The sequence below is a fragment of the Pseudomonadota bacterium genome (genome assembly GCA_039196715.1).
In the GTDB taxonomy this organism is placed as follows: Bacteria; Pseudomonadota; Gammaproteobacteria; order CALCKW01; family CALCKW01; genus CALCKW01.
The window spans coordinates 1-15,463 of record JBCCUP010000095.1; the positions used below are offsets into that span (position 1 = coordinate 1).

The following is a 15,463-nucleotide window of genomic DNA, read 5'->3' on the forward strand; positions in this document are numbered from 1 at the left end:
AAGATTGCGTTGTTGCCAGTTGGGTCAAGTGCGATCAGTGCGGGATCAAGCGCTGTTGGCCCGGGCGAGACACGCGGTTCTGGTGGTTCACCGCCTGACAATGGCGGGGAGTGTGTGCCGAGTTTCGAGGACATTGGCTACCACAAAACGCTGTGGCCACAACCGACGTCAGCTCAGGGCTTGCCTACCGTCGTTGGTACTAGCACGACGTGGGATCACCCTGGCAGTGGAAATTACAAAGTCAAAGTGACCAAGCTCGCGGATGCCGCTGCATCGATGTCCATGGGGGCAACCAAACCTTTTCACCACAGACCGGAGTACGCTCGGCACGATGCGTTCTCGGCTGACGGCACCTATGCCATTTCGCACGGCATCACGACGCGAGCGCTCTACAACGCGAAGACGTACGCCAACATCCGAGCCGTCAGCAACAGCGGTGCCGTACTCGGCGATTGGCAGTGGCACCCGCAGGTAGACAAGTATGCGTTTTACTTTGATCGCGATCACGGCCGTGTGTATCGGTACGATGCGTCAGACAACACGCACACTCAGTTGTTTGATTTTGAAACCAACCCCCTGATGATCAACAACCGGTCTTTCACTATTCTCGGCAGTTGGTACAACACATCAAGTGGATACGTGCGCGGATACACGATGGCAGGAGAAGGCAGTATTTCCGCCGATGGCAGTCGTGTGGCCGTCAAGATGAACACGGGGCTTGGAGGCGATGGGGCCGTGGTTGTGCTCAACCTGGACACCCAAACCGTGGGTGAAACCATGTTTTTTGCAGGGAAAGACAAGCAGTCGGAGCTTGACTACACCGCGATTTCGTCGAGTGGAGATTATGTGTTGGTGTTGGGTGACTTCAATGATGTCTATGGCACGAGCTACGGCCCGAAGCAAAACTACGCATTCCACGTTGATGATTTTGAGTCGGATCAAGGGTCCCTGGTTGGCGCGGAAGATCCGCATACGGACATCGGGTTGAATTCCGCGGGTGAAGAAGTGGTCGTGCTCGTCGGAAACGATGCCATCGTGAATGGGATGAAGGTCTACAACCTGGAAACCGGTGTCAGCAAAGAACTCTTCAACCGCGAGCTGTGGTCGGGTTATTTGCCTGTTATTCACGTGTCGATGCCGATAGATGGCTCCGGAGTCGCTCTGATCTCCACGCAACGGGGCGGTCATCCTGCTGAGCGTGAACAGGTGCAAGACGGCGCTCTGATAGCGATCGACGTTGACACCGGTCAGATGGCCTGGCTGGGTTGGGACGAAGCCGACAACGAGGGCAATTCTGGTCCCGCTCTCACTGGCCCGAGTGGCTCGGCGCCCGGGTACCTTGGTGAATCGCATGCGACCTTGGCCATGGACGTGGAGAGGGAGGATGGCACTCGCACGTGGAAGTGGGCGTGGGCCAGTGACAACCGCAACGCAGGCTCAACCGCTGACTACTACATAGCCGAACTGGTGTGTCCTGCCGACGGGCAATAGTGGCTACGAGGGGCGCCGAAAAGCGGCGCCCCTCGTAGAACTCATCACTTGATGTAGGCGCGCGGTGAGTCGCCGTGGACGCGCTTGAAGGCCTTGTAGAAGGCCGACTCGGAGGCGTAGCCGAGGTCGTGCGCAATCGCGGCGATGGTCTCTTCCTTGCGGTGCAGCCGCTCGGTCGCGAGCGTCATGCGCCACTCCATCAGGTATTGCAACGGCGGGATGCCGACGGTGCTCTTGAACTGGATGGCGAAAGCGGTGCGTGACAGCCCGGCGATGTCGGCGAGCTTGTCGAGGCCCCACGGCTCGGAGGGCGCGCGGTGCATGGCCTCGATCGCGGGCGACAGCTTGCGGTCCGCCAGCGCGGCGAGGTAACGCTGTTGCAGCGACTTCTCCGCCATGATCTGGTTGAACGCGTCGAGCAGCAGGATGTCGAGCATGCGGCCGGCGATGGCGGACTTGCCGGCACCGGTGTCGTCGCGCTCGCTCAACAGCCGCTGCAGCATGGCGTTGCGCAGCACGTGCGTCACGGGGGACTCGTTGCGCAGTTTCATCAGCGAGGGCAGGGCCTGCATCAAGCGGTTGCCGGGCTGCGAGTTGCACGACAGCGGGCCGTGCAGCACGCGGGCGGGCTGGCCGTCGTCGGTTGCGTTGCTCAGGGCCACGGTGGCGCGGTTGCGCGTGAAGCAGACGTCACCCCGGCCCAGCGTGGCGGTCTGGCCGTTGTCTGTGGTGACGTGGGCGATGCCGTGCAGGACGCCAATCATTTGACATCCGATGTCAGACGGTTCCACAGAAACCGCGTGTTCCGAGGAGAGAGACAAGCTTCCGTGCAGTCTCGACACCTCAAAGATCTTGCTAATAACGTCCATGCTATTGCAGTTCGGTAAGGTTGAGTGACACACCTCGCAAATTTCAGGCCGCTCGATGTGAATTTATTGCGAGAGCATAACTACCGTGTGCGTGTGTCTGTCCTGTAGTATGGAAGCGATGTGTTGAGCCACACTTGATTTTTTAACCTTGGAGGGACACTGAAAATGTCGATGGTTCAGGAATTCAAAGACTTCGCGCTGCGCGGCAACGTCGTCGAGCTGGCCGTGGGTATCGTGATCGGCGCGGCATTCGGCAAGATTGTCACCGCGTTTGTCGACAACATCATCATGCCGCTGGTCGGCTTGCTCGCAGGCGGTGTGGATTTCACCAACCTGTTCATCTCACTTGATGGCTCGGAGCATGCCACCCTGGCCGCCGCCCAGGAGGCCGGTGCGGCCGTACTGGGCTACGGTGCATTCATGCAGAGTCTGGTCGATTTCCTCATCGTGGCCTTTGCCATCTTCATGGCGATCAAGGCAATCAATTCGCTCAAGCGTGAGGAGCCCGCCGAGGAAGAGGAGGCGCCGAAGGAAGACCCGCAGCTGGTGTTGCTGCGCGAGATCCGCGACAATCTGCAGAAGTAAACCGCAGGGCACGCGACGCAAACGCCTGGCCCCTCGGGGTCAGGCGTTTTTTGTTTCGAGTACGAATTTTCGTGTGCTGGGTGTCCAGTCGTCGCTCGCCCGGCAGGCAGACCAGAAGGCGGCGTCGTCGGCAACCACACGGCCCGCCATGTGGGTCACGCCGTGCGCACCGAGCACGGCCGGGGCGAGGGGGGTGGTCGGGCCGACCATGACGAAGCGGCTGCAGTTCGCCGCGGCGGCACGCACGGCGTCGAAGCTGCCGTTGAGCAACACGGTGGCCGTACACAACACGGTGGCGCAGTGGGCGAGCACAGTCGGGTCGTTGCCGACGTTGAGCCGTGGGCCCGCCTGCCAGGTCGATGCATCGAGCTCGAGCACGGCGAGGGTGTGGCCGGCGGCGAGCAGGATCGGCACGAGCGGCGCGAAGTACCCGACCATGCCCACCGTCTCGGCGGCGGCGAACGGCACCACCGTGTCGACCAGTGCCGTCGCGCGGTCGAGTGACGCGGCGTTGCGCGCGAGCAGCACCGCGTTGAGCGTCGCCATGGATGCTGGGGCGATCGCGCCGCCGACGGTGACGAGCGACTCAATCACCTGCCCTGCCGGTTGCCCCTCGGCAACCGCCACGTTGGCCGCTACCGGCGTGCTGTCGGGGTGGGGCAGGCGTGCGTAGGCGAGCCCGGTGGTGCGGTGCCCGAGCTGCACACCGGCAAACGCGTGTTCCATGTTGGTGGACACGTTGTCGATGGCGGGGCGGTGCACGGCGGTGACGCGTTCGCGTGCGAGGTGGCTGTCGAGGGCGAGGGCAGCCAGATCGTCGAGCACGGTGGGCGGGTCTCTCGGATCACGGGCAGGCGTGTCGCCTGCCGTCGGCGGTGTGGCCGCCGAATGGGCGTGGGGGTCGGCCCGGGCCCGGGCGAGGCGCCCGGGTCCGAGTCGACGTTGCGCGGTCAGCGCGGCTTGCGGTTGACGATGTGAACGGCCATCTGATCGGCCGCAAGCACCGCCTCGTGGAACGACTCCGACAGCGTCGGGTGTGCAAACACCGTCGCCGAAAGGTCCTTGAGCGTGGACTGCATTTCGATCGCAATCACACCCTGCGCGAGAATGTCGGCCGCGTGTGCGCCGAACACGTGCACGCCGAGCACGCGGTCGTTTTCCGCCGACGCGAGCACCCGCACCATGCCGGTCGTCTCGTGCATGGCCTTGGCCCGGCCGCTCGCGGCAAACGGGAAGGCACCGACCTTGTAGGGTGTGCCGTCGGCCTTGAGCTGCTCTTCGCTCGCGCCGACCCACGCCACCTCCGGGTGGGTGTAGATCACGCTCGGGATGGCGTCGTAGTTGAGCTGGGCCGCGTGGCCGGCGATCCGCTCCGCCACCACGATGCCCTCTTCGGAGCCCTTGTGCGCGAGCATCGGGCCGCGCACGACGTCGCCGATGGCCCAGACGCCGGGCAGGTTGGTCTGGCAGTCGTCGTCGACGTGGATGAAGCCGCGTTCGTCCATCAGGAGGTCCAGACCGTCGGCGGCCAAACCGGCCGTGTAGGGACGGCGGCCAACCGCGACAATCAGGCGTTCGACTTCGACCTGCTGGTCGCCGTCTTTGTCGGTGTAGTGCACGGTCACGCCGTCGTCGCCGACGTCGGTGCCCTTGACCAACGCGCCGAGCCGGATGTCGAGGCCCTGCTTCTTGAACTCGCGGTGGGCGGCCTTGGCCATCTGCTGGTCGGCCATCGGCAGGAAGGTGTCCTGGGCTTCGATGACGACAACGTCGCTGCCGAGGCGTCGCCACATGCTGCCGAACTCGAGCCCGATCACACCGGCGCCGATGACGCCGAGGGTCTTCGGCACGGTTGACCATTCCAGCGCGCCGGCGTTGTCGACGATGACGTCGTCGGTCAGCGGGGCGGGCGGGATCTCGATCGGCACGGAGCCGGTGGCGATGATGACGTTGCCGGCCTCGTGCGTGCTCTCGGTGCCGTCGGCGGCTGTGACCACGACCTTGCGTTCCGGGTGCAAAGTGCCCGCTCCTTGCAGCCAGGTCACGCCGTTGGCCTTGAACAGGCTTGCAATACCGCCGGTGAGCTCGCCGACGATTTTTGTCTTGCGCGCCATCATGGCGCCGAGGTCGACGCTCACGTCGTTGGCGACTATGCCGTGGTCGGCGCCGTGCAGCTTGACCGATTCAAAGCGCTCGGAGCTGTCGAGCAGGGCCTTGGTCGGAATGCAGCCGACGTTGAGGCAGGTGCCGCCGAGGATGGGTTTGCCCTCGTCGTCGAGCCATTTGTCGACGCAGGCGGTACTCAGACCGAGTTGGGCTGCGCGGATCGCGGCAACGTAGCCAGCGGGTCCGCCGCCGATAACGATCACATCAAAGTTGGACATAGCGTGTCTCGTGTCAAACGCCGCACCTCGTGTGCGGCTGGTGGGGTTCCGTCGGCGTCTGGTGTGCGGCGCGCGGGTGCGCGGCCCGGCGGTGTGCGCCGGGCGCCCACTCAGATGTCGAGCAGGATCTTCGCGGGCTCCTCGACCATCTCACAAATGCTCTTCAGGAAGGTGACAGCCCCCTGGCCGTCGATGATGCGGTGGTCGTAGGAGAGCGCGAGGTACATCATCGGTCGAATCACCACCTCACCGTTGATCGCCACCGGGCGCGGCTTGGTGGCGTGCATGCCGAGGATGGCACTTTGCGGTGGGTTCAGGATCGGCGTCGACAGCAGCGAGCCGAACACGCCACCGTTCGAGATGGTGAAGGTGCCGCCGGTCATCTCCTCGATGCCCAGCTTGCCCTCGCGCGCGCGGCCGGCGTAGTCGCCGATGGTGGCTTCGATCTCGGCCAGCGACATCTGCTCCGCGTTGCGCAGCACCGGCACCACGAGGCCGCGGTCCGAGGACACAGCGACGCCCACGTCGCAAAAGTTGTGGTAGACGATGTCGTTGCCGTCGATCGAGGCGTTGACGTCCGGGTAGCGCTTGAGCGCTTCGGTTGCCGCCTTGACGAAGATCGACATGAAGCCGAGCTTCACACCGTGCGACTTCTCGAATTGGTCCTTGTGTGCGCTGCGCAGCGTCATGAACGGCTGCATGTCGACCTCGTTGAAGGTCGTCAGCATGGCCGTGCTTTGCTTGGCGTAGAGCAGGCGTTCGGCGATGCGGGCGCGCAGGCGCGTCATCGGCACGCGTTTTTGCGCGCGCTCCTCGTCGGGCACGGACACCGCGCCGGCCGTCGGAATCGGTGGCGCCTCGACGGCGGGCTCGCTGGCGGCCGGCGCCGCCGCCGGTGCGGTGCTCTTCGCGGCACCCGCCACGTGGTTGCGCACGTCCTCCGGCAGGATGCGTCCGTTCTTGCCCGTGCCGGCGACGTCGCCGGCGCTGAGACCGTGTTCGGCCAGCAACTGGCGGACCTCGGGGCCCGCCTGGGCGTCGTCGCTCGGTGCTGCGGACGCAGCCGGTGCCGGGTCGGCGGCCGGTGCCGCGTCGGCCGCTGCGGGTGCGGCGGCGCCCGCTGCCGCGCCGGCTTCGACGGTGCCAAGCAACTGTCCGGCGGTGACCACGGCGCCCTCGTCTTCGACGATCGAGGCCAACACGCCGTCCACCGGGGACGGGACTTCGAGTACGACCTTGTCGGTCTCGATGTCGACCAACACCTCGTCTCGGGTGACCGCCTCACCGGCCTGTTTGTGCCAGTTGATCACCGTGGCGTCCGCGACGGACTCGGGAAGTGTGGGGACGTTGATTTCGGTACTCATTGTCTGCTTACCTGCTTGGCTGAGTTCGGTTGAAACGGACGGTCAGCGGATTCAGCTGGCGCTGCCGTCGCCGCCGAGCGCCTGCTCGACGAGTTCACGTTGTTGGATGGCGTGGACGCTCGCGTAGCCCACCGCCGGCGACGGTGAGGGCGCGCGCCCGGCGTAACCGAGCGACTGCCCGTCCTGCAAGATCCGTTCGATGCGGTGGCGGATCGCGCGCCAGGCACCCTGGTTGCGCGGTTCCTCCTGGCACCAGAGCACGTCTTTCGCGTTCGGGTAGGACCGGATGGCAGCCTCGACCTCGGAGTACGGGAAGGGGTAGAGCTGCTCCACCCGCACGATCGCGACGTTCTCGCGGCCCTGTTCGCGCCGGGCTTCGAGGATGTCGTAATAGACCTTGCCGGCACACAGCAGGACGCGGTCGACGTTCTCTGGTGTGGGGTTGTCGATGTCGCCGATGACCGGCTGGAACTGGCCGTCGGTCAGCTCGTCGAGCGTCGACACCGCGAGGCGGTGCCGCAACAGGCTCTTGGGCGTGAACACGATCAGCGGCCGGCGCAGCGGGCGAACCATCTGCTGGCGCAACATGTGGAAACACTGGGCCGGCGTGGAGGGCATCATGACCTGCATGTTGTCCTCGGCACAGAGCTGCAAAAAGCGCTCGACCCGCGCCGAGCTGTGCTCCGGGCCCTGGCCCTCGTAGCCGTGTGGCAGCAGCAGTGTCAGGCCGCAGAGCCGACCCCATTTCGCCTCGCCCGAGGAGATGAACTGGTCGATCACCATCTGCGCGCCGTTGGCGAAGTCGCCGAACTGGGCTTCCCAGATCACGAGGGTGCGGGGGTCGTGGGTGGCGTAGCCGTACTCGAAGGCCATGACCGCTTCTTCCGAAAGCACCGAGTCGATGACCAGGAAGCGCGGTTGGTTGTGGCCGAGGTTGCGCAGCGGTACGTAGGTGCTGCCGTCGACCTGGCTGTGCAGCACGGCGTGGCGGTGGAAGAACGTGCCCCGGCCGCAATCCTGCCCGGTGATGCGCACGCGGTAGTCGTCGTCGGCGAGCGTCGCGTAGGCGAGATTCTCGGCGTAGCCCCAGTCCATCGGCACGGCGCCGGCGGTCATCTTGCGGCGGTCTTCGTAGATCTTGGCGACGCGCGGGTGCAACTTGTGGCCGTCTGGCACCGTGGTCATCGCTTCGCCGAGCCGCTTGAGGTCGGCGGCGTTGACACGGGTGTCGCCGGGCGTGCGCCAGTCGGTCACGCCGACGTAGGGCGACCAGTCGACCACCACGCCCGCCGTCTTGGACATGGTGTTGTCCTTGATCAGCGGCGCGATGGTCTTGCCGTCGTCGAGCGCGTCGCGCATCGCAGAGACGCGCGCGTCGCCGTCACCCACCGGCAAGACACCCGCGGCCTCGAGCTGTTGCGCGTAGAGTTTTCGCGTGGTCGGCAGCTTGCGGATGACCTTGTACATCTCGGGCTGCGTGGCGGACGGTTCGTCGGCCTCGTTGTGGCCGTGGCGGCGGTAGCAGACGAGGTCGATGACCACGTCCTTCTTGAACTGCATGCGGAAGTCGAGCGCCACCTGCGTCACGAACAGCACCGCTTCCGGGTCGTCGCCGTTGACGTGGAAAATCGGCGCGTTGATCATTTTCGCGACGTCGGTGCAATACTCGGTCGAGCGCGCGTCTTCGAGGTTGGAGGTGGTGAAACCGATCTGGTTGTTCACCACGATGTGCACGGTGCCCTTGGTCGAGTAACCGCGCGACTCGGCCATGTTGAAGGTTTCCATGACCACGCCCTGGCCGGCAAAGGCGGCGTCGCCGTGCACCACCACGGGCACCACCTGGTCGCCCTGCGCGTCGCCGTGGCTGTCCTGGCGCGAGCGCACACTGCCCTCCACAACCGGCGAGACGATCTCCAGGTGGGACGGGTTGAAGGCCAGCGTCAGGTGGATGTCGTGGCCGTTTTCCATTTGCAGGTCGGACGAGAAACCCATGTGGTATTTCACGTCGCCGGCACTCAGCGCCTCGTTCTTCTTGCCCTCGAATTCGGAGAACAGGTCCTCGGGGTTCTTGCCCATGATGTTCACGAGCACGTTGAGTCGGCCGCGGTGCGACATGCCGATCACGAGCTCCTTGACACCGCTCTCGCCCGTGCGCCGCACGAGCTCGCTGAGGATCACGATCAGGCTCTCGCCGCCTTCGAGCGAGAACCGCTTCTGCCCGACGTACTTCGAATGCAGGTACTTCTCGAGGCCCTCGGCGGCGGTCAGCCGGTCGAGCAGCCAGGTTTGCTGCTCGGCGGTGAAGGTCGGCTTGCCGCTGACGGATTCGATGCGCTGCAGCAACCACTCCTTCTGCGTGGTGTGGTCCACGTACATGAACTCGTAACCCACGCTGCTGCAATAGGTTTGCTCGAGGCGATCGACGATCTGCGCGAGGGTGGCGCCTTCGACGCCGTGCAGCGCCGGGGTGGAGAACTGGGTGTCGCTGTCGGCCGCCGACAGACCGTATTCGTGCAGTTCGACCTCGCGCACGTTTTCGTGTTTTTTGCGGTTGCGACCCAGCGGGTCGATCTTCGCCAGTTGGTGGCCGCGCACGCGGTAGGCGTTGATCAGCTGGGTGACGCCGATCTGCTTGTGGGCGTGGTTCAGCCCCTCGGCAGAGATCGAACTCGCCGGGCGACGACCGCTGTGGCGCGCCAGGTTGCTGAAGTGGGCGCGCACGTCGGAGTGCGGGATGTCGCGCGCGCTGCCGTTGACCAGCGGCAGTTTTTCGAAATAGTCGCGCCAGGCCGCCTCGACGGAATTCGGATCGCGCAGGTAGTTCTCGTACTGCTGCTCGAGCCAGGCGGCGTTGCCACCGGCCAACAGGGACGTACTCTGCAGGGCCTTGAGCATTCTCGTTTCCTCGTCAGGCTGTATCGGGGGGCGTTGGCGTCTGCCAGGCGCGGCGCCAACGGGGGGTCTGCGTACAGGGAGCGCCTCGGACGGCAGTGCGCTGGACCGTCGCACAGGAGTGCAACGTCGCGCGGTTGACCGCACGAGCCCAATTGCGTGGTATCGATCCTACAAACTTCGTGCCCGAAAGCGGAAAAAGCTGGCCGTGTCGGCAGCCTGGCGGCGTCCGTTGCCCCGGGTCGGTCGGGGCGCGGCCACGGCGCGCCGAGAGTAGTATCTTGTGGCTATAGAGACGCTGCCAACACGCCATGAGGGCGGCGTGCAGGCTGCGATGGAGGGCCCGGGCATGTGCCAGGGTTGCAAACACGGTCAGTCCTCGGTTGACACCAGTTCCATCGGTCCGCGGCGACGATCGACTACCAGCGCTCCTGATTCCAACGCTCGGGGTTCGCCCAGTGGTCGGCGTTCAGCCAATCGGGGGCCCGCTTGTAGTCAATGATACTGTAACTGTACCAATTGCGGGGTTCGGATTGTGGCACGGGCGCGGCGATGCCGCGCAGACCGAGCGCCAGACAATCGGCGCGCGTGACCGGGCCCGCCGCCGACACGCCAACCCACAGCCGCGCCGCGAGGTGATCCCGCAGCAGCGCGACGCTCTGTTCGGCGAGCAAGGGCGTCTGCCAGGCTTGTATGTCCGAGAGCAGCGCCAGGTCGACGCGGGCGACCCGCCTGATGGCGTCCAGCGGGGTGTCCTCGGGCAGCGTCTCAAGGGCGGCGGCGGGGCAGGTCGCCAGGATGTGTGACGCACACGCCGACGCGTGCTCGCCCAGCAACAACACGCGCGGCGACGCCGTGTCCGAGCGCATGCCGGCGAGATCGGCCGGCGTGGCGCGGCTCACCGGGGGCGTGGGCCGAGCAGCCAGAGCGCAGCGCAAAGCGCGCTCGACACGCCCAGCAGGGCCATGGCCGAGTGTTTGAAAAACACCCGGGGCGACAGCGACCAGAGAATCTCGCCCGGTCGGGTGCGCCAGAGGTCGTTGTCGAACAGAGCCGGGTGGAACACGTGCTCCCAGAACAGCCCAAAGGCCGGGATCACGGCGACGACGCACACCAGCAGCAGCAGCGTGGCCCCGCGGGCGTACGTGCGCAGCGCCCGCGGTTGCCGGACCAACAGGGCGGTCAGGGTCACCGCCGCAGCGAGCGCGACCAGCGCGAGGCGGTCGTAGAGCACCCGCACGTCCGCGAGGTGGGCGGCGCCGCGCGGGTCCCAGTCCGCGGCGAGGGGTTCGCGGTGCAGGAAGAACTGCCCCATGTTGCGCACCCGCTCGTCGACGCCGACCGGGTCGAGGTTCGCGCAGCGGGTGTGAAACTGGCAGTTGAAGGTGTACCAGTCGCTGGCGAAGATCAACGGCAACAGGGCCAGCGCCAACGCGCACAGCAGCAGGCACAGGCTGCCAAGCAGTGTCCGCAGGCCGGTCGTCACGACGCGTTGCCGTGGGTCCTCGCGTAGGCCGCCTGCTGCTCGGGCGTGGCTTCGCGCTGGTGCTGCGCTTTCCACTCGGCGTAGGGCATGCCGTACACCGTTTCTCGGGCGTCATCGAGGGACAGCTCGAGGCCGCGTTCGGACGCAGCGGCGGCGTACCACTTCGACAGGCAGTTGCGACAGAACCCCGACAGGTTCATCAGGTCGATGTTCTGCACGTCGGTGCGTTCCTGGAGGTGCGCGACCAGCCGGCGAAAGGCGGCGGCTTCGAGTTCGGTCTGGGTGGGCTTGTCCATGCTGGCGTCCGGTGTGTGGGTGGCGCGACGCGGGGCGACCGCGCAGTCGGCTGATGGGCACCCGCCGCAGCGGGTGAGTGCGCATCGGGGCCGATCATTATAATGTACGCGCCCTTGGAGTCTGGGAACGGCGTTTTGGTTTCGCAACTGCTCGTCTTCGCGCTCATCGCCGCCCTCGGCTACTGGTGGTGGGACAGCAACCGTGCACGGGAGCGCGCGCTCGGCTGGGCGCGCTCGGCCTGCGCGCGCGCCGGGGTGCAGTTGCTCGACCAGACCGTCGCGGTGCGCCGCACCCGACTGCGGCGCGACGGCCGGGGCCGCCTGGTGTTCTGGCGCTATTTCGGATTCGAGTTCACCGACACCGGCGAGCGGCGTTGCCAGGGTCACGCGGTGCTGCTGGGCGACACCCTGGTGAACCTGCACCTCGACCTGCGCGGTGACGACGCCGCGACGCTGCACTGAAGCGCCCGTGTACGCGGCGCTGCGTGGGCAGATCGTCACACCGTGTGCGTCTGGACTGGCGTACCATGTAGCGCGTCGGGCTGCCGGGTTTCGACACCTGTCGGAGGAATGAGAAATGAGTGACTGTGCCTGCGGTCTAGCGTCCGCGTACGAAGCCTGTTGTCAGCCCTACATTCACGGGGAGAGGGCGGCAGAGACCGCTGAAGCCCTGCTGCGTGCGCGCTACGTGGCGCACGCTGTCGCAGCGGTGGACTACATTGTTGACACGACGCACCCGAGTGCGCGCGGCGAGGTTGACAAGGCAGCGACACGCCGATGGGCGGAGCGCTCGGAGTGGCTCGGCCTCGAGGTGCGGTCGGTCGAGCGCGGTGGCGTCGATGACGATTCCGGTCAGATCGAGTTCGTGGCCCACTACCGAGATGCCCAGGGACGTCGCCAGGCGCACCACGAGCTGGCGGAGTTCGAAAAGCACGAGGGCGCCTGGTTCTTCAAGGACGCCGTTGCCCCGTCGACTGCGCCCGTGCGTCGCAGCGCGCCCAAAGTGGGTCGAAACGACCCCTGCCCCTGTGGCAGTGGGAAGAAATACAAGAAATGCTGCGTCGCGGCCGCCTGAGCCCGACGCGCGGCAGCCTGTGCTGCAAACCCTGAACGTCCTGAGGAGGAATCAAACGGTGGAAAAAGTCTGGTTGCAGTCCTACCCGCCCGGTGTGCCGGAGTCCATCGACATCAGCACGGTTGCCAACGTGCCCGAGGCGCTGTCGGCGAGTTTTTCATCGTCGGGTGAGCGCACTGCGCTGATCCACATGGGCCTGCAGTTGAGCTTCGCCGATTGGGACCGCATGGCCAACGCCTTCGCGGCCTACCTGACGAAAGGTCTGGGTCTGTCCAAGGGCGATCGCGTGGCGATCATGATGCCCAACTGCACCCAGTACCCGATCGCCGTGATCGGTGCGTTGCGTGCCGGCCTTGTGGTTGTCAACACCAACCCCCTGTACACCGCGCGCGAACTGAAGCACCAACTGGTCGATGCCGAAGTCAGCGCGATTCTGCTGATGGAAAATTTCGGCAGCACCCTGCAGGCGGTGATCGCCGACACGCCGGTCAAGCACGTGATCCTGACCGCGCTGGGCGACATGCACGGGTTTCTCAAGCGGCACCTCATCAACACGGTCGTCCGACGCGTTAAGAAGATGGTGCCGGCGTTCTCGTTGCCGGGGGCGGCGTCGTTCCGCGACGCGGTGGCGCAGTTTGACGGTGCGAGTGCGCCGGCGGTCGAACTCGGCCACGATGACCTCGCCTTTTTGCAGTACACCGGTGGCACCACGGGCGTCGCCAAGGGCGCGATGCTCACGCACGGCAACATGGTCGCGAACATTCTGCAATCCGAGGCCTGGCTGCGTGGCTCGGGGTGGGAGGACAAGGACGACTGCGTGGTCACGGCGCTGCCGCTCTACCACATCTTTGCGCTCACAGCGAACCTCATGACCTTCACCCGATTGGGTGCGCGCTCGCTGTTGATCAGCAACCCGCGTGACATGCCGGGCTTCGTCAAGGAGCTCAAGGCGAACCGGTTTACCGCGCTGACCGGTGTAAACACACTGTTCAATGGCCTGCTCAACACGCCCGGGTTCGACGAAATCGATTTCAGCGATTTTCGCGTGACCCTGGGCGGCGGCATGGCGGTGCAGCGCGCCGTGGCCGAGCGCTGGCAGGAAGTGACCGGCATTCCGTTGATCGAGGCCTATGGCCTGACCGAGACCTCGCCGGCAGCGACCATCAACCCGATGACCCAGACCGAGTTCAACGGGTCGATCGGCTTACCGATTTCCTCCACCGAAGTCTGTGTGCGCAATGAAGACGGCGAGACGCTCGGCATCGGCGAGACCGGTGAACTCTGCATCCGCGGGCCGCAGGTCATGGCAGGTTACTGGCGTCGGCCCGAGGAGACCGCAAAGGTGCTCGACGACGATGGCTGGTTGCGCACCGGAGACATCGCACACATGGACGAGCAGGGCTTCTGCTATATCGTCGACCGGCTCAAGGACATGATTCTGGTCTCGGGTTTCAACGTCTACCCGAACGAGGTCGAGGAGGTGGCTGTCAGCCATCCCGACGTGCTCGAAGTCGGCGTGATCGGTGTGCCTGACGAGCGCTCGGGCGAAGCGGTCAAACTGGTGGCGGTCAAGACCAACCCCGACCTGACCGTCGAGGCACTCAAGGCCCACTGCCGCGAGCAACTGACCGGCTACAAGTCGCCGGACTACATCGAGTTTGTCGACGAGTTGCCCAAGACCAACGTCGGCAAGATCCTGCGGCGCGAGCTGCGCGACACCTACGGCGAGCCACGAGACGCGGGCTGATGGCTGCGTGGGAAACGCTCGTTGACGCGGCGACGCTGCGCAACGCGCTGGCCGGTTCGACGCCACCGGTGGTGTTCGACTGCCGCTTTGTGCTGACCGACCCGGACGGCGGCGAGGCGGCCTACCGGGACGGTCACCTGCCCGGGGCACACTACGCCCACCTCGACCGTGATCTGTCGGGCCCGGCCGGCGACGGTGGCCGACACCCGCTGCCGGCCGCCGACGCGGTGCTGCACTGGGCCGAGGCCCACGGGGTGTCGGCGGACACCCAGGTGGTGTGTTACGACGACGGTATCGGTGCCTTCGCGGCCCGGCTCTGGTGGCTGCTGCGTTGGCTGGGTCACCGCGCTGTTGCGGTGCTCGACGGCGGCGTGTCCGCCTGGCTGTCGAGCGGGGGTGTGCTCGTTGACACCCCCACCGCACCGGCGTTGCCGGGGCACCTGACGCAGCGCGCGTCCGGCTTTCAAACCCGTTCGGTGGTTGAGGTCGAGGCCATCAGCGCCGAGGGCTCGGCGTGCCTGATCGACGCCCGTGACCGGCAACGCTATCTCGGTGAGCACGAGCCCTTCGCACCGGTTGCCGGGCACATCCCGTTGGCCCGGTCGCGGCCATTCCCAAGCAACTGTGACACCGAGGGCCGTTTCCACCCACCCGAGCGCCTGCGCGCCGAGTTTGCGGCCTACGGCGAGGGCGAGTGTGTTTGCTACTGCGGTTCCGGGGTGACGGCCTGCCACAACATCCTGGCGGCCGTGCACGCCGGACTCGACCCGCCACGGCTGTACGTGGGCTCGTGGAGCCAGTGGGTGCTCGACCCCGACCGGCCGGTGGCGACCGGCGCGGGCTGAGCGCCCGTCGGCCCCGTGTCACTGCGCGACGAAGGCGGTGGGCATTGAGTCCGGTGACACTGTTCTTCGCGCCGTGTCGCTATCGCGACGACGACGCTCCCACGTTCTGAGACAGCACACCGGCCCTTGTGGGAGTTGCGTCGTTGCGTCAGCAACACGCGACGAAGGCGCTCCCGCGTTCTGGAATAGCACGCCGACGCTTGTGGGAGTCGCGTCGTTGCGCAGCAAGACGTGGGGCCCGCCTAGGGACGAAGGCGGCGGGCATTGAGTCCGGTGACACTGTTCTTCGCGCCGTGTCGCTACCGCGACGACGACGCTCCCACGATCTGAGACAGCACACCGGCCCCTGTGGGAGTTGCGTCGTCGCGCCAGCGACACGCGACGAAGGCGCTCCCACGTTCTGGAATAGCACGCCGACGCTTGTGGGAG

General features: G+C 65.8%; 14 protein-coding genes. 6 read left to right on the forward strand and 8 right to left on the reverse strand.

Going from position 1 to position 15,463, the window contains the following annotated elements; genetic code table 11:
• A partial coding sequence (locus AAGA11_20550; GenBank protein MEM9605264.1) for a hypothetical protein occupies positions 1-1,491 on the forward strand: 1,491 nt, incomplete at its 5' end.
• A 44-nt stretch (positions 1,492-1,535) separates the two neighbouring features.
• On the opposite strand, the gene AAGA11_20555 is transcribed toward AAGA11_20550, so the two are convergent.
• Positions 1,536-2,360, reverse strand: coding sequence for an AraC family transcriptional regulator (locus AAGA11_20555; protein ID MEM9605265.1), 825 nt, complete (start codon positions 2,358-2,360; stop codon positions 1,536-1,538).
• Between the two features lie 165 nt (positions 2,361-2,525).
• On the opposite strand from AAGA11_20555, the gene mscL reads away from it, so the two are divergent.
• Entirely contained in the window at positions 2,526-2,945 is a 420-nt protein-coding gene (mscL, locus tag AAGA11_20560) for a large conductance mechanosensitive channel protein MscL (GenBank protein MEM9605266.1), read from the forward strand.
• Between the two features lie 39 nt (positions 2,946-2,984).
• On the opposite strand, the gene AAGA11_20565 is transcribed toward mscL, so the two are convergent.
• The 7 genes from AAGA11_20565 to AAGA11_20595 form a co-directional block, all read right to left on the reverse strand.
• Positions 2,985-3,770 (reverse strand): DUF364 domain-containing protein, encoded by a 786-nt coding sequence (locus AAGA11_20565; protein MEM9605267.1) that lies wholly within the window; start codon positions 3,768-3,770, stop codon positions 2,985-2,987.
• Positions 3,771-3,895: 125 nt separating this feature from the next.
• Positions 3,896-5,329, reverse strand: a complete 1,434-nt coding sequence (gene lpdA / locus AAGA11_20570) for a dihydrolipoyl dehydrogenase (GenBank protein MEM9605268.1) — start codon at positions 5,327-5,329, stop codon at positions 3,896-3,898.
• Positions 5,330-5,439: 110 nt separating this feature from the next.
• Positions 5,440-6,693 (reverse strand): 2-oxoglutarate dehydrogenase complex dihydrolipoyllysine-residue succinyltransferase, encoded by a 1,254-nt coding sequence (gene odhB / locus AAGA11_20575; GenBank protein ID MEM9605269.1) that lies wholly within the window; start codon positions 6,691-6,693, stop codon positions 5,440-5,442.
• Positions 6,694-6,744: 51 nt separating this feature from the next.
• A complete protein-coding gene (locus AAGA11_20580; GenBank protein MEM9605270.1) occupies positions 6,745-9,588 on the reverse strand; it encodes a 2-oxoglutarate dehydrogenase E1 component in 2,844 nt (947 codons plus the stop codon).
• 416 nt (positions 9,589-10,004) lie between these two features.
• Entirely contained in the window at positions 10,005-10,487 is a 483-nt protein-coding gene (locus AAGA11_20585; protein MEM9605271.1) for a DUF6231 family protein, read from the reverse strand.
• Positions 10,484-11,071, reverse strand: a complete 588-nt coding sequence (locus tag AAGA11_20590) for a DUF1461 domain-containing protein (GenBank protein ID MEM9605272.1) — start codon at positions 11,069-11,071, stop codon at positions 10,484-10,486. The genes AAGA11_20585 and AAGA11_20590 overlap by 4 nt, the downstream gene beginning before the upstream one ends.
• Positions 11,068-11,367 (reverse strand): DUF1244 domain-containing protein, encoded by a 300-nt coding sequence (locus tag AAGA11_20595; protein ID MEM9605273.1) that lies wholly within the window; start codon positions 11,365-11,367, stop codon positions 11,068-11,070. The genes AAGA11_20590 and AAGA11_20595 overlap by 4 nt, the downstream gene beginning before the upstream one ends.
• 135 nt (positions 11,368-11,502) lie before the next feature.
• On the opposite strand from AAGA11_20595, the gene AAGA11_20600 reads away from it, so the two are divergent.
• From AAGA11_20600 to AAGA11_20615, 4 genes are all read left to right on the forward strand, one after another.
• Entirely contained in the window at positions 11,503-11,829 is a 327-nt protein-coding gene (locus tag AAGA11_20600; GenBank protein MEM9605274.1) for a DUF3301 domain-containing protein, read from the forward strand.
• A 115-nt stretch (positions 11,830-11,944) separates the two neighbouring features.
• Complete coding sequence (locus AAGA11_20605) at positions 11,945-12,442, forward strand: YchJ family protein (protein MEM9605275.1); 498 nt, start codon at positions 11,945-11,947, stop codon at positions 12,440-12,442.
• A gap of 58 nt (positions 12,443-12,500) precedes the next feature.
• Positions 12,501-14,189 (forward strand): AMP-binding protein, encoded by a 1,689-nt coding sequence (locus AAGA11_20610; GenBank protein ID MEM9605276.1) that lies wholly within the window; start codon positions 12,501-12,503, stop codon positions 14,187-14,189.
• Positions 14,189-15,034: a sulfurtransferase gene (locus AAGA11_20615; protein ID MEM9605277.1), complete on the forward strand. Its 846-nt coding sequence runs from the start codon at positions 14,189-14,191 to the stop codon at positions 15,032-15,034. The genes AAGA11_20610 and AAGA11_20615 overlap by 1 nt, the downstream gene beginning before the upstream one ends.
• Positions 15,035-15,463 lie beyond the last annotated feature (429 nt).